The sequence below is a fragment of the Paenibacillus lacisediminis genome, from assembly GCF_046567315.2.
The window spans coordinates 506,191-522,220 of sequence record NZ_JBKIAX020000002.1; the positions used below are offsets into that span (position 1 = coordinate 506,191).

General features: G+C 55.1%; 11 protein-coding genes. 3 read left to right on the forward strand and 8 right to left on the reverse strand.

What is annotated here, in order from left to right; genetic code table 11:
* Positions 1–46 precede the first annotated feature (46 nt).
* The 6 genes from ACLD72_RS05720 to ACLD72_RS05745 form a co-directional block, all read right to left on the reverse strand.
* Positions 47–2,266, reverse strand: a complete 2,220-nt coding sequence (locus ACLD72_RS05720; RefSeq protein WP_411001801.1) for a hypothetical protein — start codon at positions 2,264–2,266, stop codon at positions 47–49.
* Positions 2,267–2,290: 24 nt separating this feature from the next.
* Positions 2,291–5,437 (reverse strand): alpha-mannosidase, encoded by a 3,147-nt coding sequence (locus ACLD72_RS05725; RefSeq protein ID WP_411001800.1) that lies wholly within the window; start codon positions 5,435–5,437, stop codon positions 2,291–2,293.
* Positions 5,438–5,467: 30 nt separating this feature from the next.
* On the reverse strand, positions 5,468–6,940 hold the full coding sequence (locus ACLD72_RS05730) for an extracellular solute-binding protein (protein WP_458475607.1): 1,473 nt from the start codon (positions 6,938–6,940) through the stop codon (positions 5,468–5,470).
* 72 nt (positions 6,941–7,012) lie between these two features.
* A complete protein-coding gene (locus ACLD72_RS05735) occupies positions 7,013–7,936 on the reverse strand; it encodes a carbohydrate ABC transporter permease (RefSeq protein ID WP_411001798.1) in 924 nt (307 codons plus the stop codon).
* On the reverse strand, positions 7,908–8,915 hold the full coding sequence (locus ACLD72_RS05740; RefSeq protein ID WP_411001797.1) for a carbohydrate ABC transporter permease: 1,008 nt from the start codon (positions 8,913–8,915) through the stop codon (positions 7,908–7,910). The genes ACLD72_RS05735 and ACLD72_RS05740 overlap by 29 nt, the downstream gene beginning before the upstream one ends.
* 202 nt (positions 8,916–9,117) lie before the next feature.
* Entirely contained in the window at positions 9,118–10,401 is a 1,284-nt protein-coding gene (locus ACLD72_RS05745; protein WP_411001796.1) for a GntR family transcriptional regulator, read from the reverse strand.
* A 264-nt stretch (positions 10,402–10,665) separates the two neighbouring features.
* Between ACLD72_RS05745 and ACLD72_RS05750 the strand changes: the two genes are divergently transcribed.
* The 3 genes from ACLD72_RS05750 to ACLD72_RS05760 all read left to right on the forward strand — a co-directional run bounded on the left by ACLD72_RS05750 (position 10,666) and on the right by ACLD72_RS05760 (position 14,708).
* Complete coding sequence (locus tag ACLD72_RS05750; protein ID WP_411001795.1) at positions 10,666–12,771, forward strand: GxGYxYP domain-containing protein; 2,106 nt, start codon at positions 10,666–10,668, stop codon at positions 12,769–12,771.
* Between the two features lie 177 nt (positions 12,772–12,948).
* Complete coding sequence (locus ACLD72_RS05755; RefSeq protein WP_411001794.1) at positions 12,949–13,797, forward strand: AraC family ligand binding domain-containing protein; 849 nt, start codon at positions 12,949–12,951, stop codon at positions 13,795–13,797.
* Between the two features lie 14 nt (positions 13,798–13,811).
* Positions 13,812–14,708, forward strand: coding sequence for a DMT family transporter (locus tag ACLD72_RS05760; protein WP_411001793.1), 897 nt, complete (start codon positions 13,812–13,814; stop codon positions 14,706–14,708).
* Positions 14,709–14,780: 72 nt separating this feature from the next.
* On the opposite strand, the gene ACLD72_RS05765 is transcribed toward ACLD72_RS05760, so the two are convergent.
* On the reverse strand, positions 14,781–15,326 hold the full coding sequence (locus ACLD72_RS05765) for a dihydrofolate reductase family protein (RefSeq protein WP_458475608.1): 546 nt from the start codon (positions 15,324–15,326) through the stop codon (positions 14,781–14,783).
* Positions 15,327–15,585: 259 nt separating this feature from the next.
* Positions 15,586–15,912 (reverse strand): ArsR/SmtB family transcription factor, encoded by a 327-nt coding sequence (locus ACLD72_RS05770; protein ID WP_411001791.1) that lies wholly within the window; start codon positions 15,910–15,912, stop codon positions 15,586–15,588.
* Positions 15,913–16,030 lie beyond the last annotated feature (118 nt).

The following is a 16,030-nucleotide window of genomic DNA, read 5'->3' on the forward strand; positions in this document are numbered from 1 at the left end:
CTGCATGGAATCTGTTTTAGAGGTAGCTCAAAAAATCCGCTTTTGATCACGCACTTTTATGGATCGTAATACGCGCTTTCTCCTCGGCATGCTCATAACACACCAGGAGGGTGCGGGACGCCGCATCCCAAGCGAAGGGAAGCGGGATGCCGGTTTGCGCCGGCGAGGGTTCTCCGCCGCTGCCGCTGGCCAGCATGGTCACCGCCGCAGGTTTCGCCCCACAGCGAACGCGGGCCACCGCTTGCAGCGGCCGCGGCCCCCGGACCACAAACGAAATCGTCCGATCGTCTTCGGTATAATCTTCGACCCGCGAGGAAGCGGCGATCACTCCGCAACGCGGCGCCCCCGCATAATCCAAATCGTAGAGCAGCACTTGTTTCCCCGGTTGTACGGTAACACGATCCACGACGCGCAGTCCCGAATCCAGCAAATCGACAAACCGCCCTTTCAGCTCCAGCGGCGAATCGCTCACCGATTCGGTCATCACGGACGCGATTACGTACGGGCCCCGGCGGATTTTAAAATAATGCGCGGGTTCCCAGCGAACCCGGGAATCGCCGCCATCCAAAGCCGCGAGCGCCTCCCTCACGGCACGCCGCAGCCGCTCCGCCCCTTCGGCGCTTTCCGCAAACCGTTCCGGGCGCAAGCGCAAATAGGAAACGAAGCCGTCCCCGACCGGCGTCAGCCCTTCCGGGGCATCGGCGCTCAGGCCAAGGCATTCGAACAGATGCTCGCGCGGGGAAGTATACTTCCGCTTGCCGCGGTTCCACCATTCCCGCACGCGATGATACGGATCGCTGTCGTCGCCGACGTAGATGAGCGTCCCGCCTTCCCGGACCCATTGCGCCAGCGCACTGTGAAGATCCGGGTACTCCGGCTTCATAAACTCATAGCTCAGCACCAGCAGCCGATAACCGTCCAGATAACCCGGGAACCGCCGGACGTTGTCGAACTGGACCGGTCTGACCGGCAGTCCGTGCTTGACCAGCGGCAGCGTCAGGCCGTAAAAAGCGGAGAAGTTGAGCAGTTCCACCGCGTCCTCGTCGGTAAGCTCCACCTCATTGGTTCCGTCATATTTCATGAGGAACCCGGCCGTTTTCACGCCGATGCGCTTTCGCTGATACATGGCCGAATCCGCCAGCAAAACGCCGGCCACAGCACCGGTTCCGTCCATCTCCACATCCGCCTGAGCCATGTCGCGTAGCGTATTCATCACCGTGAGCAGCACCGTGGCGTAGTCGGCCGGAATCCCCTCTTTGCCGCTGCCGTCTTTGGAAGGATAACGCCCCTCGAAAATGCGCCTCGGCCAGGGGGCCACCTCATAGCGGGACACTTCCGGATGGAGCAGCGATGCGGTCAGCGTTTTGATGTAATTTTCACGGTAATCGGCCCAGGTCCGCTTCGGATCGTCCTCCATCGGATCATGCAGAAACCACATGCTGCGGTCCGTTCCCCGCACGAGTTCCTGCATGATCCCGTATTCCAGAAACGCCGTTTCAAACGTACGTTCCGCCCGCTTCCCCTCGTACACGTTGGCCGTGCGGGAGGTTCCCGTCCAGATCTGGGCGATGTAGCCGTTGATCGAGGGCAGATCCAGCAGCTTCGATTCCGGGCTGACGATACGCCACTGCGCATAGTTGATCAGACTGTGCGTCGGCACGAAAAAGCGCAGCGGCCGGTTATAGCGAACGAGCGAATATTCCTTGAGCGCTGAGCAGATCCGGTCCAGACAGCGGGCGTACAAATACGCCTTCAGCTTGGAGGCGCGGTACTGCGCGTCCTCCGACGCGTGCGGAGCGATCCACGGCTCATTGTAAAAATTTTGCCACTCCCGCTTGAACGCCTCAGAGTACCCGCCCTCGACCCAAAATTCCGGCTCCTCCAAATGAATGGCGTCCACCCCGGCATCGACGGCCGGGCGAATCCGGCCGGCCAGGAAATCGGCATAAGCGATCGTCGGCACCATGTACGGGATGTCGGCCGAGGTACCGTGGATGATCGTTTCGCCGTCCTCGTATTTTTGCGCTTCGTCCCAATGGGGACGGCCATCGGCCTTGCCGTTCAAATAATCCTGATACCCGCCCCACGACACGCCGGTCATCAAATGCACCCGGTAGCCCCGGTCCGCCCATTCGTGAATCCGCTGCGGCATCGATTCATTGATCCCGTACACCATGACAAAATCCGTCTGCAGATCGTAGGAAGGGCTGAACGAGCCTCCCTCCTGAAAGCCCGTGCGTTCCTCCTCGCGTCCCTGACTCTGCATACGCCGCTCCTCCTTTAACGCCCGTTATAAACGGACGCGGATCGTTTTGATTTCAAACGGAGTAAATTGCAGGTTTACACTTCTTTGTTCCTCCGCCAGCAGACGGAGCGGATTTTCCAGCAAGTCGGCTTCTTCAATGGCGGAGCATTCGAACCCAAACGCCAGCCCGGCCCGCGCTCCGGCCCCGGCCGTCTCGTACAGGCGGACGATCAAATGGCCGCTATCTTCCGCTTTTTTAACGGCTTCCACCATCACGTGCGGGTGATCGATTTGCACGAATTGCCGCAGCCGGACCAGTTCGCCGTTGATCTTGTCACCTTGCGCGCCAACGATCTTACTGCCGTTCTCTCCGACGGTCTCGCCACCGGTTTTGCCAACATTTCCACCGCCGATCCGGGCACCGTTCTCCCCAGCATTCTCTCCGTCAACAGCCGTACCCGGCTCCACCGCCATCAGCGGAACATTCAGTTCATATCCTTTGCGGTAGACGCCCGCCTCGATGAAGTCGCCCGCATGCGGGTACAAGGCATACATAAATTTGTGTTGCGCGCGGTCGGCAACCGGGTCCGGATATCCCGGGCTGCGCAGCAGGTTCAGGTCGATCACGTTGCCGTCCACGCTGTGCCCGTATTTGCTGTCGTTCAGCAGCGCCACGCCGTAATCGGGCTGCGACAGGTCAATGTAATGGTGGGCGCAAATTTCGTCCCGGGCAAATTCGATCCGATTGTTCCGGGTCGTCGGCCGCTTGATGACGCCGAATTGAATCTCGCAGTTCGCCTGTTCGCTGGCGATGTTCACCGGAAAAGCCACCCGCAGCATTTTCGCCGACTCCCGCCAATCGCACTCCGTTTCAAATTGCAGCGTAGCGCCGCCTTGAAGCAGGCTGATTTTCTGCGTCAGCATGGAGTTCCCGAACCGGTATTCCTGCGCGATCACCGCCTTCGGCCCTTGCACATAAGCCGACGCCTTGACAAGCTCCATCGTCCCCGCGACCATTTCGCGGTAATCGCGCGGAAAATCCCAGGCATCTCCGTCGTCGTGGTACACCATAAACACGTTGGCCCTGGTGCCGTCCGGCAGCACCTCCCGCGCGGCCGCCTTATCGTACAGCGAAGCAATGCTGCCGTCCTCATGGAAGCAGACCGCCAGCCGGTCGTTTTCCAGCCGCCGCTCCTCGGCCACGAGCACTTCACTCCCCATCCCCGGTTCCGGGCGAACCTCAAGCATTACCGCGCTCGCCTCCCGCAAAGACCGCCAGCCCATCCCCGGTACGCTTACCCGATGCCAGCGGCCACCATATTCCACCCATTCCCGCCGCTCCCACGGCAGCGAATTAAACAACACCGGCCCATCCGCCAGACCGGACAAAGCGGCAACCCTACCGTACATCTCCTCGATCATCGGCCGGACCTCGCCAAGCAGCGCCTCATACCGCGCCAAAGACTCATCGTAAACCCTCGTAATCGAGGAGCCCGGCAAAATATCGTGGAACTGGTACAGCAGCACTTCTTTCCAAACCGCCTCAAGCCGTCCCGCCGGATATGCCACGCCGCCCAGCGCCCACAGCAGCGAAGCCGCGAACTCCAGCTCACGCAGCGCTTTTTCCAGCTTGCGGTTGTACCATTTGTTCCGGGCCTGCGTCGTCAGCGTCCCCTGGTGTTTTTCCAGGTACAATTCGCCGCGGTAGGTGTGGAAACGCGCAGCCTCCTGCTCCAAGCGGCGGAAGAACGCGAGCGCGGGTTCCTGAACGACCGGCGGCAGGCCAAGCAGGTTTTTCTCCCGCGCCAGCCGCTCCAGATGCTCCTCGCCCGGGCCGCCGCCCCCGTCGCCGATCCCGAACAGCATCAGGGCGTGCCCGGATACGTTGCGGTCGAGGTAGCTCTGCTCGATTTTCGCCAGCGACCGCGGCGCGGCCGGGCTGTTGTACGTATCCTCCGGCGGAAGATGCGTCAATACCTTCGTCCCGTCGATTCCCTCCCACATAAAGCTGTGATGCGGATGCGTGTTATACGTGCTCCAGGACAATTTTTGCGTCATCATGAAATCGACGCCGGATTTCTTCAATATCTGCGGCAGGCTCCCCGTATAGCCAAACACGTCGGGCAGCCACAGCACCTTCATCTCCTGGCCAAACTCCTCCCGGAAAAACCGTTTTCCGTACAGGATCTGACGTACCAGCGCCTCGCCTCCGGAAATGTTCGTGTCCGGCTCGACCCACATCGCTCCCTGGGCCTCCCAGCGGCCTTCCCGGACGCGCTCCTTCACTCGCTCGTACAGCTGCGGATAATGCTCCTTCATCCACTGGTACAGCTGCGGCTGGCTGGCGCCAAACACATAGTCCGGGTATTTTTCCAAATTGCGAAGCGCCGTAGAAAATGTCCGCGCGCCTTTGCGAATCGTTTCCCGGATCGGCCATAGCCAGGCCAGGTCGATATGCGCGTGCCCGATCGCGCTGACCGTCAATACCGGATCGCCGCCCCGCATCGCCAGCTCGCCGGATACCCGCTCCCGAGCCAACCGTACCGTCCTGTCGTTGATTTCGGCCAGCAGGTTCGCCGCCTCGTATACGGCTTGAAGCACCCGCGCTTTTCTTGCGCTCGTTTCCGGCAATTGCTCGGCCAGCTCGATCAGCACCCCCAGGTCGTAATACAAGCTCCGGGCTTCCTCATGACAGACGGCGATGCAAGCTTCCTTCAACGTCCCGCTCCGGAACTCTCCGAACAGGTCGTTGTTGCCGCCGTCCCCCCACAAATCGATCGTTTCCCCGCCTTTAGCCGCGGGACTGACGTCCACCACCCGCTTGCCGGGACGCCCCAAGCTGTAGTCGAACCCGGAACTGACGTTCGTTAACCCTTGATAAGGAGCTCCCTCTGCATCGACCAAGCATAGCTCTCCATTAATATCAATCAGCAGTACCACCTTACTGCCTGCAAGTGCCTCCGGAACCTCCCCGCGAAAATGAAACCAGGCGCAATCCCACAGTTCTCCCCACTTATCTCCGGACTTGAGTTCCATTGGCTTTCCGCTTTTCCGCTCCGCGTAGGGGACCGGCTCCCTCGTAACCCAAGCTGTGACCGCCAAGGCTTCCACAGGCTGATATATGCAGCTTTCCAGCTTGGAAAGCCGTTGTTTCGCCCTTTGCGTCATGATCTGATTTGTTTCATATGGCATGCTGCATCACTCTCTCCTTTATTCGCCGCCTTACTTCGTAACCGCCTCTGCTTTTTTCTGCGCTTCGTCCAAAATCGTCTTGATGTCCCCGTTTGTCATCAGCGATTTGGTGACCGCGTCGCCGAACATTTGCCACACCTTCGAATCTTCCTTCGCGAACGTCGGCAGCCCCTGCACATTGCCGGACATGGCCAGATAATGCTGGTACATCTCCGGATGGGCGGACTTGTAGCCTTCCGATTCGGCGATCGATTTCAGCACCGGCGAGCGGACCCCGGTATCGGCGATCAGCTGTTGAATTTCCTCGCTGTACATCGCGCGGATGTATTCGAACGCCGCCTCTTTGTTTTTCGCGTCCTTCGGTACGGCGTGGAAGGCCGCGCCGATCGTAATGTTGCCGGGCTGGCCGTCCGGCGACAACGGAATTTGCGCCATCCCGTAATCGATGCCGATCTGCGCGCTTTCGATCGCGCGCCAGGGGCCGTCGATCAGGTAGGCGATTTGCCCTTTTTTGAAGGCGTCGAAATAGGTGCCCTCGTTCGTATTAACCATCAGACCGGCCGGATGGCCCGCATTCAACTGCTTTAGAAATTGCACCGTTTCCACGTTCGCATCCGAGTTAAATACAGGCTGGCCTTGATCGTCGGCAAAGCCGCCGCCGTTAATGACGAGCAGCGTGCCGTACCGTAAATATCCGCCCGCGTTTGGCCCGGCGTACACCCCGCCGCCGTAAAACTTGCCGCCCCCGGCTTCCGTCACCTTCTGCACATTGGCGGCGAACTCCTCCCAGGTTACCGGCGCTTGGTCCGGATCGAGGCCGGCCTCTTGCACTAGCTTCTTGTTCCAAAACAAGCTGCTGACGCCCGGCTGGGAGGCGAATCCATAAATTTTCCCGTCATATTCCATCGGCTTCCAAGCTGCCGGGGCGGTTTTTTCGCGAATTTCCTTGGCCATCTCCTCCGGGAACGGCTCCAGCAAGCCCTGCTGGGCAAAACCTGGCATTTGTGTTTCGCCGACGATGATATCGGGCATGTTTTTCGCCAGGAAACCGGCCGTTTGTTTCTGGATCAGCGGCTCGCCCCAGCCCCAATCCTCCGTTTTGACGGTAATGTTCTTGCTCTTGAGATTATCGATGATGATCGATTGGTAGTAATACGGGAATACGCCGGCTTTTTTCAGAGGTTGGCCGGGAGTATACGAGAAATCCTCCTCCGTGATGCGCGGATTTTGCGTTTCATCCTTAATGAGGGACTGCTTCTTTTTCTCCAGCAAATCGTTCAGTACCCCTACGCCGATGCCGACGGCTCCTTCATTCAGTACGGTGATCGTTGTGCCGCCCGAAGTCTCCGGCGTATTCGCGCCGCCGCCTTCCGATTGCGCCGTGCCGGGATCGCCCGTTCCCGCGTTGCCTCCGGCTGCTCCACTCCCCCCTGACGAACAAGCCGCCAAACCGATGGATAACATAAGCGTAAGCGCAATGGCGCTCATCTTTTTAAGCCACATTCGTACCCCTCCATTTATTAAGAAATCATGTGTATCGACATACACTCCAAAAAGCAGGCAGGCCGCATGTACCTACCCTTTGATCCCCGTGTTGGCCAAACCCTGGACGATGTACTTCTGGAAGAAGGCAAAAATCAGCAATGCAGGCAGCGTAATGCCTAGGCTCAGCGTGATGATCATCGGATAGTTGATCACCGCGCCCGGACTGGCCCCGACGGAGGACAATCTCGTAATCGCCGCCGGAAGCGTTTGCAAATTGTCGCTGGTTGTATAGAAAAACGGTGTAATGAAATCGTTCCACGTACCGAGCGCCGTCGTAATGGCGATAAAGGCCATAATCGGAAGCTGCAGCGGGAACAGGATTTGAAAAATCAGCCGGACCGTCCCGGCGCCGTCGACGATCGCCGCTTCATCGATTTCCAGCGGAACTTTTTCAAGCGATTGCTTCACCAAAAACGTGCCCATGATGTTGATGGCGGGCCCGCCGATCAAATAAATCCACCACGAGTTCAAAATGCCGGTTCCCCCGGTGAAAATATGGTTGCCCCCGGCAAACGGAAAACGGGCAAATTCCAGATACGTCGGAATAATCGCCAGCGTGCCTGGGATCATCTGCGTCGCCAGCAGGATTAGAAACAGCGTATCCCTTCCTTTGAACCGGAGCCGTGCAAATACGTAACCGGCCAAAAACGAAGTCAGGATCGCCCAAAATGTGTTGTAGGCCGTGCGGATGAGCGAATTTTTCAAATAGGTCGTAACAGCGGCGTCGGTGGAGCCGACGACGAGCGCCTTGAAATTTTCCAGCGTAGGCGCTTTCGGAATCGGGAAAATGCCGAGCACAGTAGAGGTAAACTCCGTTTTTGTAAAAAATCCCGCGAGCACCATGAAAATCAGCGGATAGAGCAAAATCAGGCCGATGCCGAGCAACAGGATATGACCCAGCAGGTATACGGGCTTCCATTGCTTTTTAAACTTCGCGCTTAACGTTTCCGGCATGGTTTCCCGCCCCCTTTTTAACCGGTTTGATCGGAATCGCCGTCCGTTTGTCCGTCCGGGTTGACCAGTTGTAATACAACACGGTGATGACGATCACGATGACCGCCATAATCAAAGACGAAGCGCCGGCCATGCCCAGATTGAAGTCCCAGAACCCGTCGCGGTAAATGCGGAAGACGAGCACTTCGGTTTGCCCGTACGGCCCCCCGTTCGTAATGAACAGCACCTGTTCGTAGATTTGAATCGCCGCGATTAGATTGGTAATCACGATATAGGTCGCGATCGGCTTCAGGCCGGGGAGCGTGACGTAGCGCAATTTCCCCCAACGCCCCGCACCGTCGATCTCCGCCGCCTCGTACAGCGACACGTCGACCGATTGGAGCCCGGCAAGCCAGATGAGCGCCGCTCCTCCAACGCCTTTCCAGACGGAATAAACGACGATCCAGAAAATACCCCAGGATACGGAATACTGCCATACGATCGGTTCCTTGCCCAGCGCTTTCAGCAAATTGTTGATGACCCCGTTATTCGAATCCAAAAAAATGTTGAACACCTGCGTTGTCGCTACGGTCGCCGTTACGGCGGGGATATACCAAATCGAGCGGTAAAAGCCTTTGCCCATAAGCGGCATATTCATTAGCAACGCAGCCCCAAAGCCCGCCGCCAGCGTAATAACCGTCACCAGCCCGCCCAGCCACACCGACCTCCACAAGGCTTCGGTATAAACCGGGTTGTTAAAGAAGCTAATGAAATTATCGAACCCGATGAATTTCGGTGAGGACGCCAGACCGATCCATTCAAAAAAACCGAGCCCAAAGCCGAACAACGTCGGAAAACCGGAGACGACCAGCCAAAACAAAAACATCGGCACAAGGATGACCGCAGCGATCCAAGCATCTTTATGCCTGCCAAATGTCTGCCGGCGCCCCTGCCCCCACCGGAAAGAAGAGCTTCCCTCCCGTCCTGCCGTTTTTTCCATACCTGCTTCTGACCTCCTTAACCAAATTCCGCCTGCACTTAAACGCTTACAATTCAACCAATCATTTGTATCATTAAATATATTTCACTATATCATTTATGTCAAGATATTAGATATATCATTTATCGCTAATTTTCACATAAAAAAGACGCCTGCCATGGTGGATCATGCAGACGCCCGAATTCTTCGCAGGCTGCTTGGATTATCGCTTCTCGTGGATCAGCGGGCCGGTGGACTGGCTTTCGAGCAGCTTCGGCTGCAAAATGACCTTGGCATAACCCGGCTCTTTATTGTCGGAATTTTCGAAAATTTGCAGCAAAATGTTGGCGGCCGCCTCCCCCATTTCGACTTCGGATTGGGAAATATGCGAAAAATAGCCCCACTCATGCAGGCCCGGCGAAGGATCGTCAAAGGTAAGAATCGATACGGCCTTCGGAACTTGAAGGCCGAGTTCTTTGCAAATCGAATAAATATGCAGCCCCAACCGTCCGTTCAGCGTAATGTAGGCCGTGGCGATCCGGTTTTTGATAAACCGGTACAGGGGGTGCGTTTTGTCGATGCCGCTGTAATCGACGTTGAAATCGGTCAGGATGAGCGCCGGATTAATCATCGCCTCTTTTTGCTTCAAAGCCTCCATATAGCCATTAATCCGGTCCTCGACCGTGATCGTCGGCAGCGGCGAATCGGAGCAGATGGCGATATCGCGGTGCCCGAGGCCCCACAAATAATCGACAGCGAGCTGCCCGCCGATCAGGCCGTCGCTGCGGGCCACATTCGTGGCGATCCCCGGCAAATACCGGTCGAGCAGCACGAACGGAAAGCCGCTGAGTTTCAGCGCCAGGATTTCCTCATTGTACGTCTCCGCGTCGCACGGGAAAATGATCAGCCCCGCCGCCCCTTTGCGGAGCAGGTCTTGAATCGCCTCTTTTTCCCGTTCGATCGAGTTGTACGTCAGCACGATGTGCAGGCTGTATCCGCTGTTTTCGATCACGTTGTTGATGCCCTGGATCAGGCGGATGCCAAAATAATCGACGAGAAGCGGCATAACGAGGCCGATCGTTTTTCTTCCTTCAGCTCCAGGCGGTGCAGTATCTGGGGTATAGAAGAGCATTTTGTCCGCCGCTGCGGCCGTTCCCGCGGTCACTAGGCTCGTATTGGCCACACTGCCCATACCGCTCGTACCGCCGGCGCTGCCTGCGCCGTTCTCCATGCGCGTCCCCGAACCCGGTTCATGGACATGGGGGCCGCCCAGCAGCTCGTTGATATTTTCGCTGACAAAGCTCCCCCTTCCCGGAATACGGTAAATCCATCCGTCCTTGGCCAGCTGCGTCAGCGCGTTGGCGACAGTGATCCGGCTGACGTCAAACTGCTCCATCAGTTCTTTTTCGGAGGGGATTTTGTCGTTTTCCTTTAATTGTCCTTGCTGTATCAAATCTTTAAAATGCTGCTGGATTTGCATATATAACGGAACTCGTTCATTTTGCATCGCAGGTTCTCCTATCTTTAATCTCTCCTACTCCACAAGTTATATCATTTATGTCATTTAGTCAATTGTTTAATTCCATACGTCTAATCAAGGCGTACTAAAGTAGCATTTATTTCATTTATGTTGTTTGGCTGCTTGACAAGGATAATTAGATATATTTAACATATTATTCAGGTGTTGTCGTGCAAAAAAGCCGAAGAAGGAGGGAAGGAACGTCTGGCCGCCAACGATGGCTCCACATTAGAGGATCCGAGGTGAACGAGCTTGATTCGAAAGCTGACGATGACATGTTTCGTATTGTTATGCACGTTGTCCTTAACCCTAGGCACCACCTCAGTCAATGCACAATCCTCAGCGCAGCCGCAAAAGAACTCCATCAGCTGGCCCAAATCGCAAGCGCTTCCAACCTTTGCGAAGGTTAAGCGGCTTGATGTCGCTGACGTGTACCAAATTCCCGGCGATATCCGGCTGCTGCTAGCCACCTTGCAAGGGGTCGTTAACCGCACGGAGCCGCGGATTTACCTGCTGGAGAGCCAGGAAGAAGGCAAGCTGACCTGGCTGAACGATCTCCAGGTACCCTACACGCTGCACGACGATTATTGGAATCTTGTTCGGAAATACAAAAATGAAGTCAAAGGCATGATCATCTACGACCCGGAGGTGCCCGACTCGATTAACGTTGCCACAACTTTGGCCGGGCTGAAGGACGCCGTCGTCGCCAGCCCTGAACTGGCAGAGCGGCTTAAGGCTTCCCCTTATAACTTGAAGGTGGCCGACGATCTTCGCGGCAAATTCAAGGACCGCATGGATGCCTATACATGGCAATACGAAAATTTATGGAGCAAAACGACGCACCGTATGTTGGTCGGGCTCAGCCCAAACACCTCGATCAGCATCCCGCCGGTGCTGCCCGAATCGTTTGAAGTGATCGCGGAAGAAACCGAGCAGATCCGCGACGCCAGCAACAAACGAACGTACGATTTTGATTTATCCGGATTTTTGGGGGATGAATCGGTTTATCTGCGTTTCGATGATGCCTTTACTCAGGACGGCTGGGGCCCTGCCGTTCACGAAATTGTCGTTAAGGCGGACGGGGAGATCATCGCGCAGTTCATTCCGGGCACACCGGAGGAGGAGAAGTTCCTGTACGATCGGCAGGACTCACAGGTTTCCGCCGGGGACGGCGGGCATCGTTTCGCCGACAACGGGCGTTATTTCGTCTACCGGTTTACTCCGCCGGAAGGTACACGCGAGTTGACCGCCTCCGTCGTCATGTGGAACCAATACAAGGTATCGGCCGGGAACGTTGGGCCGCCGTCCTCCGAGCAGAAGGAGCCTTACGGCTACCTCCGCGATTACGCGGTGGCCAACAAGGCGATGGTGTTCTGGCTTGAAGTGAACGATCCGCAGCAGAGAGCGCTGTTTGAACGAATCCTGTCCGAGGTCGAGCCGGGCACGCCTTACCTTGGCTGGTTCAGCAACGACGTTGCCGGCGAATTCAGCTCGGTAGAAGTGACGTCCAATTACGGGGTATATGTGCTAGCCGCCGACTGGTTTAGTAATCTGACCGTTTTTTCCGGCACCAAAGTCCAGCCGGTCAAAGCGAAAGCTCCCCGGGCGCCCGAGCTGGAGAACAAAATCTACGTCACCTATACGTTCAGCGAGGGCGACAACTTCCAGTACAACCAGCACAAGATGCGGAATCTGTGGGACGATCCGGCCCGCGGCGAGGTGCCGATCAACTGGACCTCGAGCCCGCTGCTGTATGATGCGGCGCCGGCGATGCTGAACTATTACCGGAAAACGGCGACAGAGAATGACTTGATTATCGCCGGACCTTCCGGCGCAGGCTACTTTTATCCGGAAGCTTGGCCGGAAGCGACCTTCGCCGATTATTTGAAACAGTCCTACAAGTACCTGCAAAAAACCGGCATGGGCCTTCCTTACGTGCTGAACCGGATTGACGGCGAAAACGTCCCATTAGGCGAATCCTACGCCCGCGCCTACGAGCGCTATTACAAAGCGCCCGGCCTGTTCCTGAGCTGGGAGGATCGCCACGGCGTCGAAATATTGCACGATTCGCTGCCGGTTTCGACAATCCAAGGCATCAGCACGGTTCAGGACGGCCTGCGCATCCTGGAGGAGGCCAAGGCCGGCTGGGATGGAGAATCCCCGCTGTTCGTCTCCCTCGGCCTGCTCGCCTGGAGCATGACGCCGTCAGACGTTGTCCGGATGAGCGACGTGCTGGGTCCGGAATATGAAATCGTCCGCGGCGATCACTACTTCTCGCTGATCCGCGAAGCGTATGACCTGCCCGCCAAGCCACGGGCGTTGGAAAGCGAAAGCTTGCAAATGGAAGCAAGCGAATAACATAAACCAACATGGAGATTGCAAGGCCCTTTCTCTTCCTGCTCGTATGGGATGAAGAAAGGGCTTTTCTTTGCGCGGCTGTTGGCAGCAACATCATACAAGAATCGTTTCAATTCATGTATTATAATGACAACATCATTCGTAAAGAGAGAAGGTGCAACGTAGTTGACACGCAATGTGTGCGAAATCAGGACCGTTGTTTTCGATCCTGATTTAAACGTGGAAGCTTACCGCTTTGTTGGAATAATGCAGAAATTTCCTAACCATTTTCACGATTATTACGTTATCGGCTTTATAGAACAGGGCAAACGTCTGCTCTCGTGCAATCGGAAGGAGTATATCATCAATAGCGGGGATGTTGTTATTTTTAACCTTCACGAACCCCACGCCTGCGAACAGGTCGACGGAAGATCGCTGGACTATCGTTGCATTAATATTGAGCCGGGAGTCATGCGCCAGTACGTGCAGGAAATTACGGGAACGGCCTACTTGCCCCGTTTTTCTCAAACGGTTCTTTATCGCAGCGAACTTGCCGGATACCTGCACGATTTGCACCAACTGTTAATGGAAGAGGAGACGAGTTTTCATAAAGAAGAAATGCTCCTGCTTCTGATCGAGCAACTGCTTCGGGATAACTCGGACGCCACGCCCCATTTGTCCGCCAATGAACCGAGTGCCGAAATCAGAACGGTATGCGAATATATGGAGTCTCACTTCACTGAAAACATCACGCTAAATCGGCTCAGTGAACTGACGGGACTAAGCAAATACCATTTGCTGCGATCTTTTACCAAGCAAAAGGGGATTTCCCCATACAGCTACCTGGAGACAATTCGCATCAACCAGGCAAAACGGCTGTTGGAGTGGGGAGTATCCCCGATGGAAGCTGCCTTGAAATGCGGTTTTAGCGACCAGAGCCATTTCACCAAATTCTTTAAACGGTTGATCGGTTTGACGCCCAAGCAGTATATGCGTATATTCGAAAACGAAACCGCACCGCAGCAGGCAAAGGATGTTCCGGTATGAGGGGTCAGCGTAGAATGACGTTCGGACATCTCCTGTCGGCAGCAACGATCATCATTTGGGGGACCACCTTTGTCTCCACTAAAATTTTGCTGACCGACTTTCTTCCCATAGAGATTCTTTTTTTCCGCTTTACCCTTGGATTCGTCCTTCTCTTCCTGCTCTACCCGCATCCCGTCAAAAGCAAGTCTTGGAGTGAGGAACTGCTGTTCGTTGCGGCTGGACTTTGCGGCGTAACATTATATTTCCTTCTGGAAAACGTCGCATTGACCTATACTCTGGCCGCCAATGTCGGCGTCATCGTATCGGTCGTGCCCTTTTTTACAGCGGTATTGGCTCACTTTTTGTTAAAAGACGAACCCTTAACCGGGCCATTCATAGCGGGTTTTGGCATTGCCCTGACGGGGATCGCATTCATCATGTTCAACGGCCGTTTCCTGCTGCAGGTACATCCGATCGGCGACCTCTTGGCTCTGCTCGCTTCTGCGGTCTGGGCGGTGTATTCCGTCATCATGCGAAAAATCAGCGAATTGAAGCACCCCACAATCGGCGCAACGCGTAAAGTTTTTTTCTATGGCCTGCTATTTATGCTGCCCTTGCTGAGACCGTACGAATTCAAGTTTGAAATGCAGCGTTTTCTGGATCTGTCGATACTTGCCAACCTGTTATTCTTGGGCCTGGGGGCGTCCGCTTTGTGCTTCGTCACCTGGAACTTGGCGGTCGGCATTCTTGGGGCGGTGAAAACGAGCGTATACATTTATATCGTTCCCGTGATCACCGTGGCAGCTTCAGCGCTTTTTTTAAAGGAAGAAATCACCTGGGCCACGATCATCGGAACTTTGCTGACCTTGGCTGGCTCCTATATTTCAGAGCGGAAACCGGCGCCCAAACTGAATGAATACAACCGGACTTAATCAGGCACACCACAAATAACACAGGCTTATCTTTTTAGCGATAAGCCTGTGAAGTTTCAATCGAACTTGCTATTATTTTTGATAATGTAGTCCGACCACACCGTTCTTATACGTTTTGTTGCCGGTTAACCGAAGGGATCGTTGCTTGTCGGCCAGAGCAAACAATCTGTCGCCTCGGGAAGCGATCACCGGATGAACGAGCAGCCACAGCTCGTCATATATCTCATTTTGGATGAAGGATTGCCATGTCTTTGCGCCGCTCTCGACGGAGATTTGATTTACGCGGTTTTTGAGCGCTTCCAGTTCCCGGGCGAGCTCCCCGTCGTCTTTGACAACGATTTGCTCCGAGTTTCTCCATACTAAATCCACTTCGGAATGAGAAATAACCACTTTGGGAATTTCGTTCATGCGCCGGGCTATCGCCCGCTCCAGCTCATTGGACGAATTTTCCGCCTGCTGCCAGTACTGGGCCAGTGAGGCGTAACTATTTTTACCCACTATGATTGTATCTACCGTATTGTAATACTCCAAGTAATCTTCCAAAATCTCTTCGCTCAGCATCATCCACAGGTGTTCATCCGATACTACACCGTCCAGCGACAGCTGCATGGTTAACATGATCTTCCCCATCTCTCGCAATCAACTCCCCGCCTTAAAGTATTATTTACCAGTACTATATCATCTTCCAGGTTCGGGAGTTTCTCACAGATTGCTAAGTTGGGGCGTTCATTGTTGTGGAACAATAAGCCGTAATAACATGTCGACCTGAGGCATCCGGTAGCCCGCTTCTTGAATATTTTCAGTGTCTGTCAACTTCTAATCTTAAAGAAAAACTGGCCGCAAAGGGAACGTCCCTATGCCGCCAGTTTTTCTTTTACTAATGTTTATTTTTGGGATTCATCAAATCTTGAAGATAAGCATCCAAGCGGTCGAACCTCTCGTTCCATATATGACGATAGGAATCCAGCCACTCGTCCATCTCCTGAAAAGGCTCCGGCCGCAGCTGATAAATCCGCCGATTGGCGTCAGCCTGCATATCCACGATTCCCGCATCAAGAAGCACGCGGAGATGCTTGGATACTTGAGGCTGCCGCAGCTCGAGCCGCTCGGTTATTCCCCCGACAGTGAGTGGGCCTTCACGCAGTAATTCAACAATGTGCAAACGGTTAGATTCCGCAAGGGCGCTTAATACCGCTGTGTCCATATGATTTCACTTCCCATACAGCACGTTTCACTTCCTAAATAAGAGGTGGGCATTTCTCTAGTTATCAACGACTCGGGCTTCTTTCAATCCCCGAAATCGCACTGTATGGCTACCTCCT

Coding starts and splice junctions, on each gene's coding strand:
- ACLD72_RS05770 (WP_411001791.1), bottom strand. CDS start 15,912: ATGGACACAGCGGTATTAAGCGCCCTTGCGGAATCTAACCGTTTGCAC.
- ACLD72_RS05740 (WP_411001797.1), bottom strand. CDS start 8,915: ATGGAAAAAACGGCAGGACGGGAGGGAAGCTCTTCTTTCCGGTGGGGG.
- ACLD72_RS05765 (WP_458475608.1), bottom strand. CDS start 15,326: ATGTTAACCATGCAGCTGTCGCTGGACGGTGTAGTATCGGATGAACAC.
- ACLD72_RS05745 (WP_411001796.1), bottom strand. CDS start 10,401: ATGCAAAATGAACGAGTTCCGTTATATATGCAAATCCAGCAGCATTTT.
- ACLD72_RS05760 (WP_411001793.1), top strand. CDS start 13,812: ATGACGTTCGGACATCTCCTGTCGGCAGCAACGATCATCATTTGGGGG.
- ACLD72_RS05730 (WP_458475607.1), bottom strand. CDS start 6,940: ATGTGGCTTAAAAAGATGAGCGCCATTGCGCTTACGCTTATGTTATCC.
- ACLD72_RS05725 (WP_411001800.1), bottom strand. CDS start 5,437: ATGCCATATGAAACAAATCAGATCATGACGCAAAGGGCGAAACAACGG.
- ACLD72_RS05735 (WP_411001798.1), bottom strand. CDS start 7,936: ATGCCGGAAACGTTAAGCGCGAAGTTTAAAAAGCAATGGAAGCCCGTA.
- ACLD72_RS05720 (WP_411001801.1), bottom strand. CDS start 2,266: ATGCAGAGTCAGGGACGCGAGGAGGAACGCACGGGCTTTCAGGAGGGA.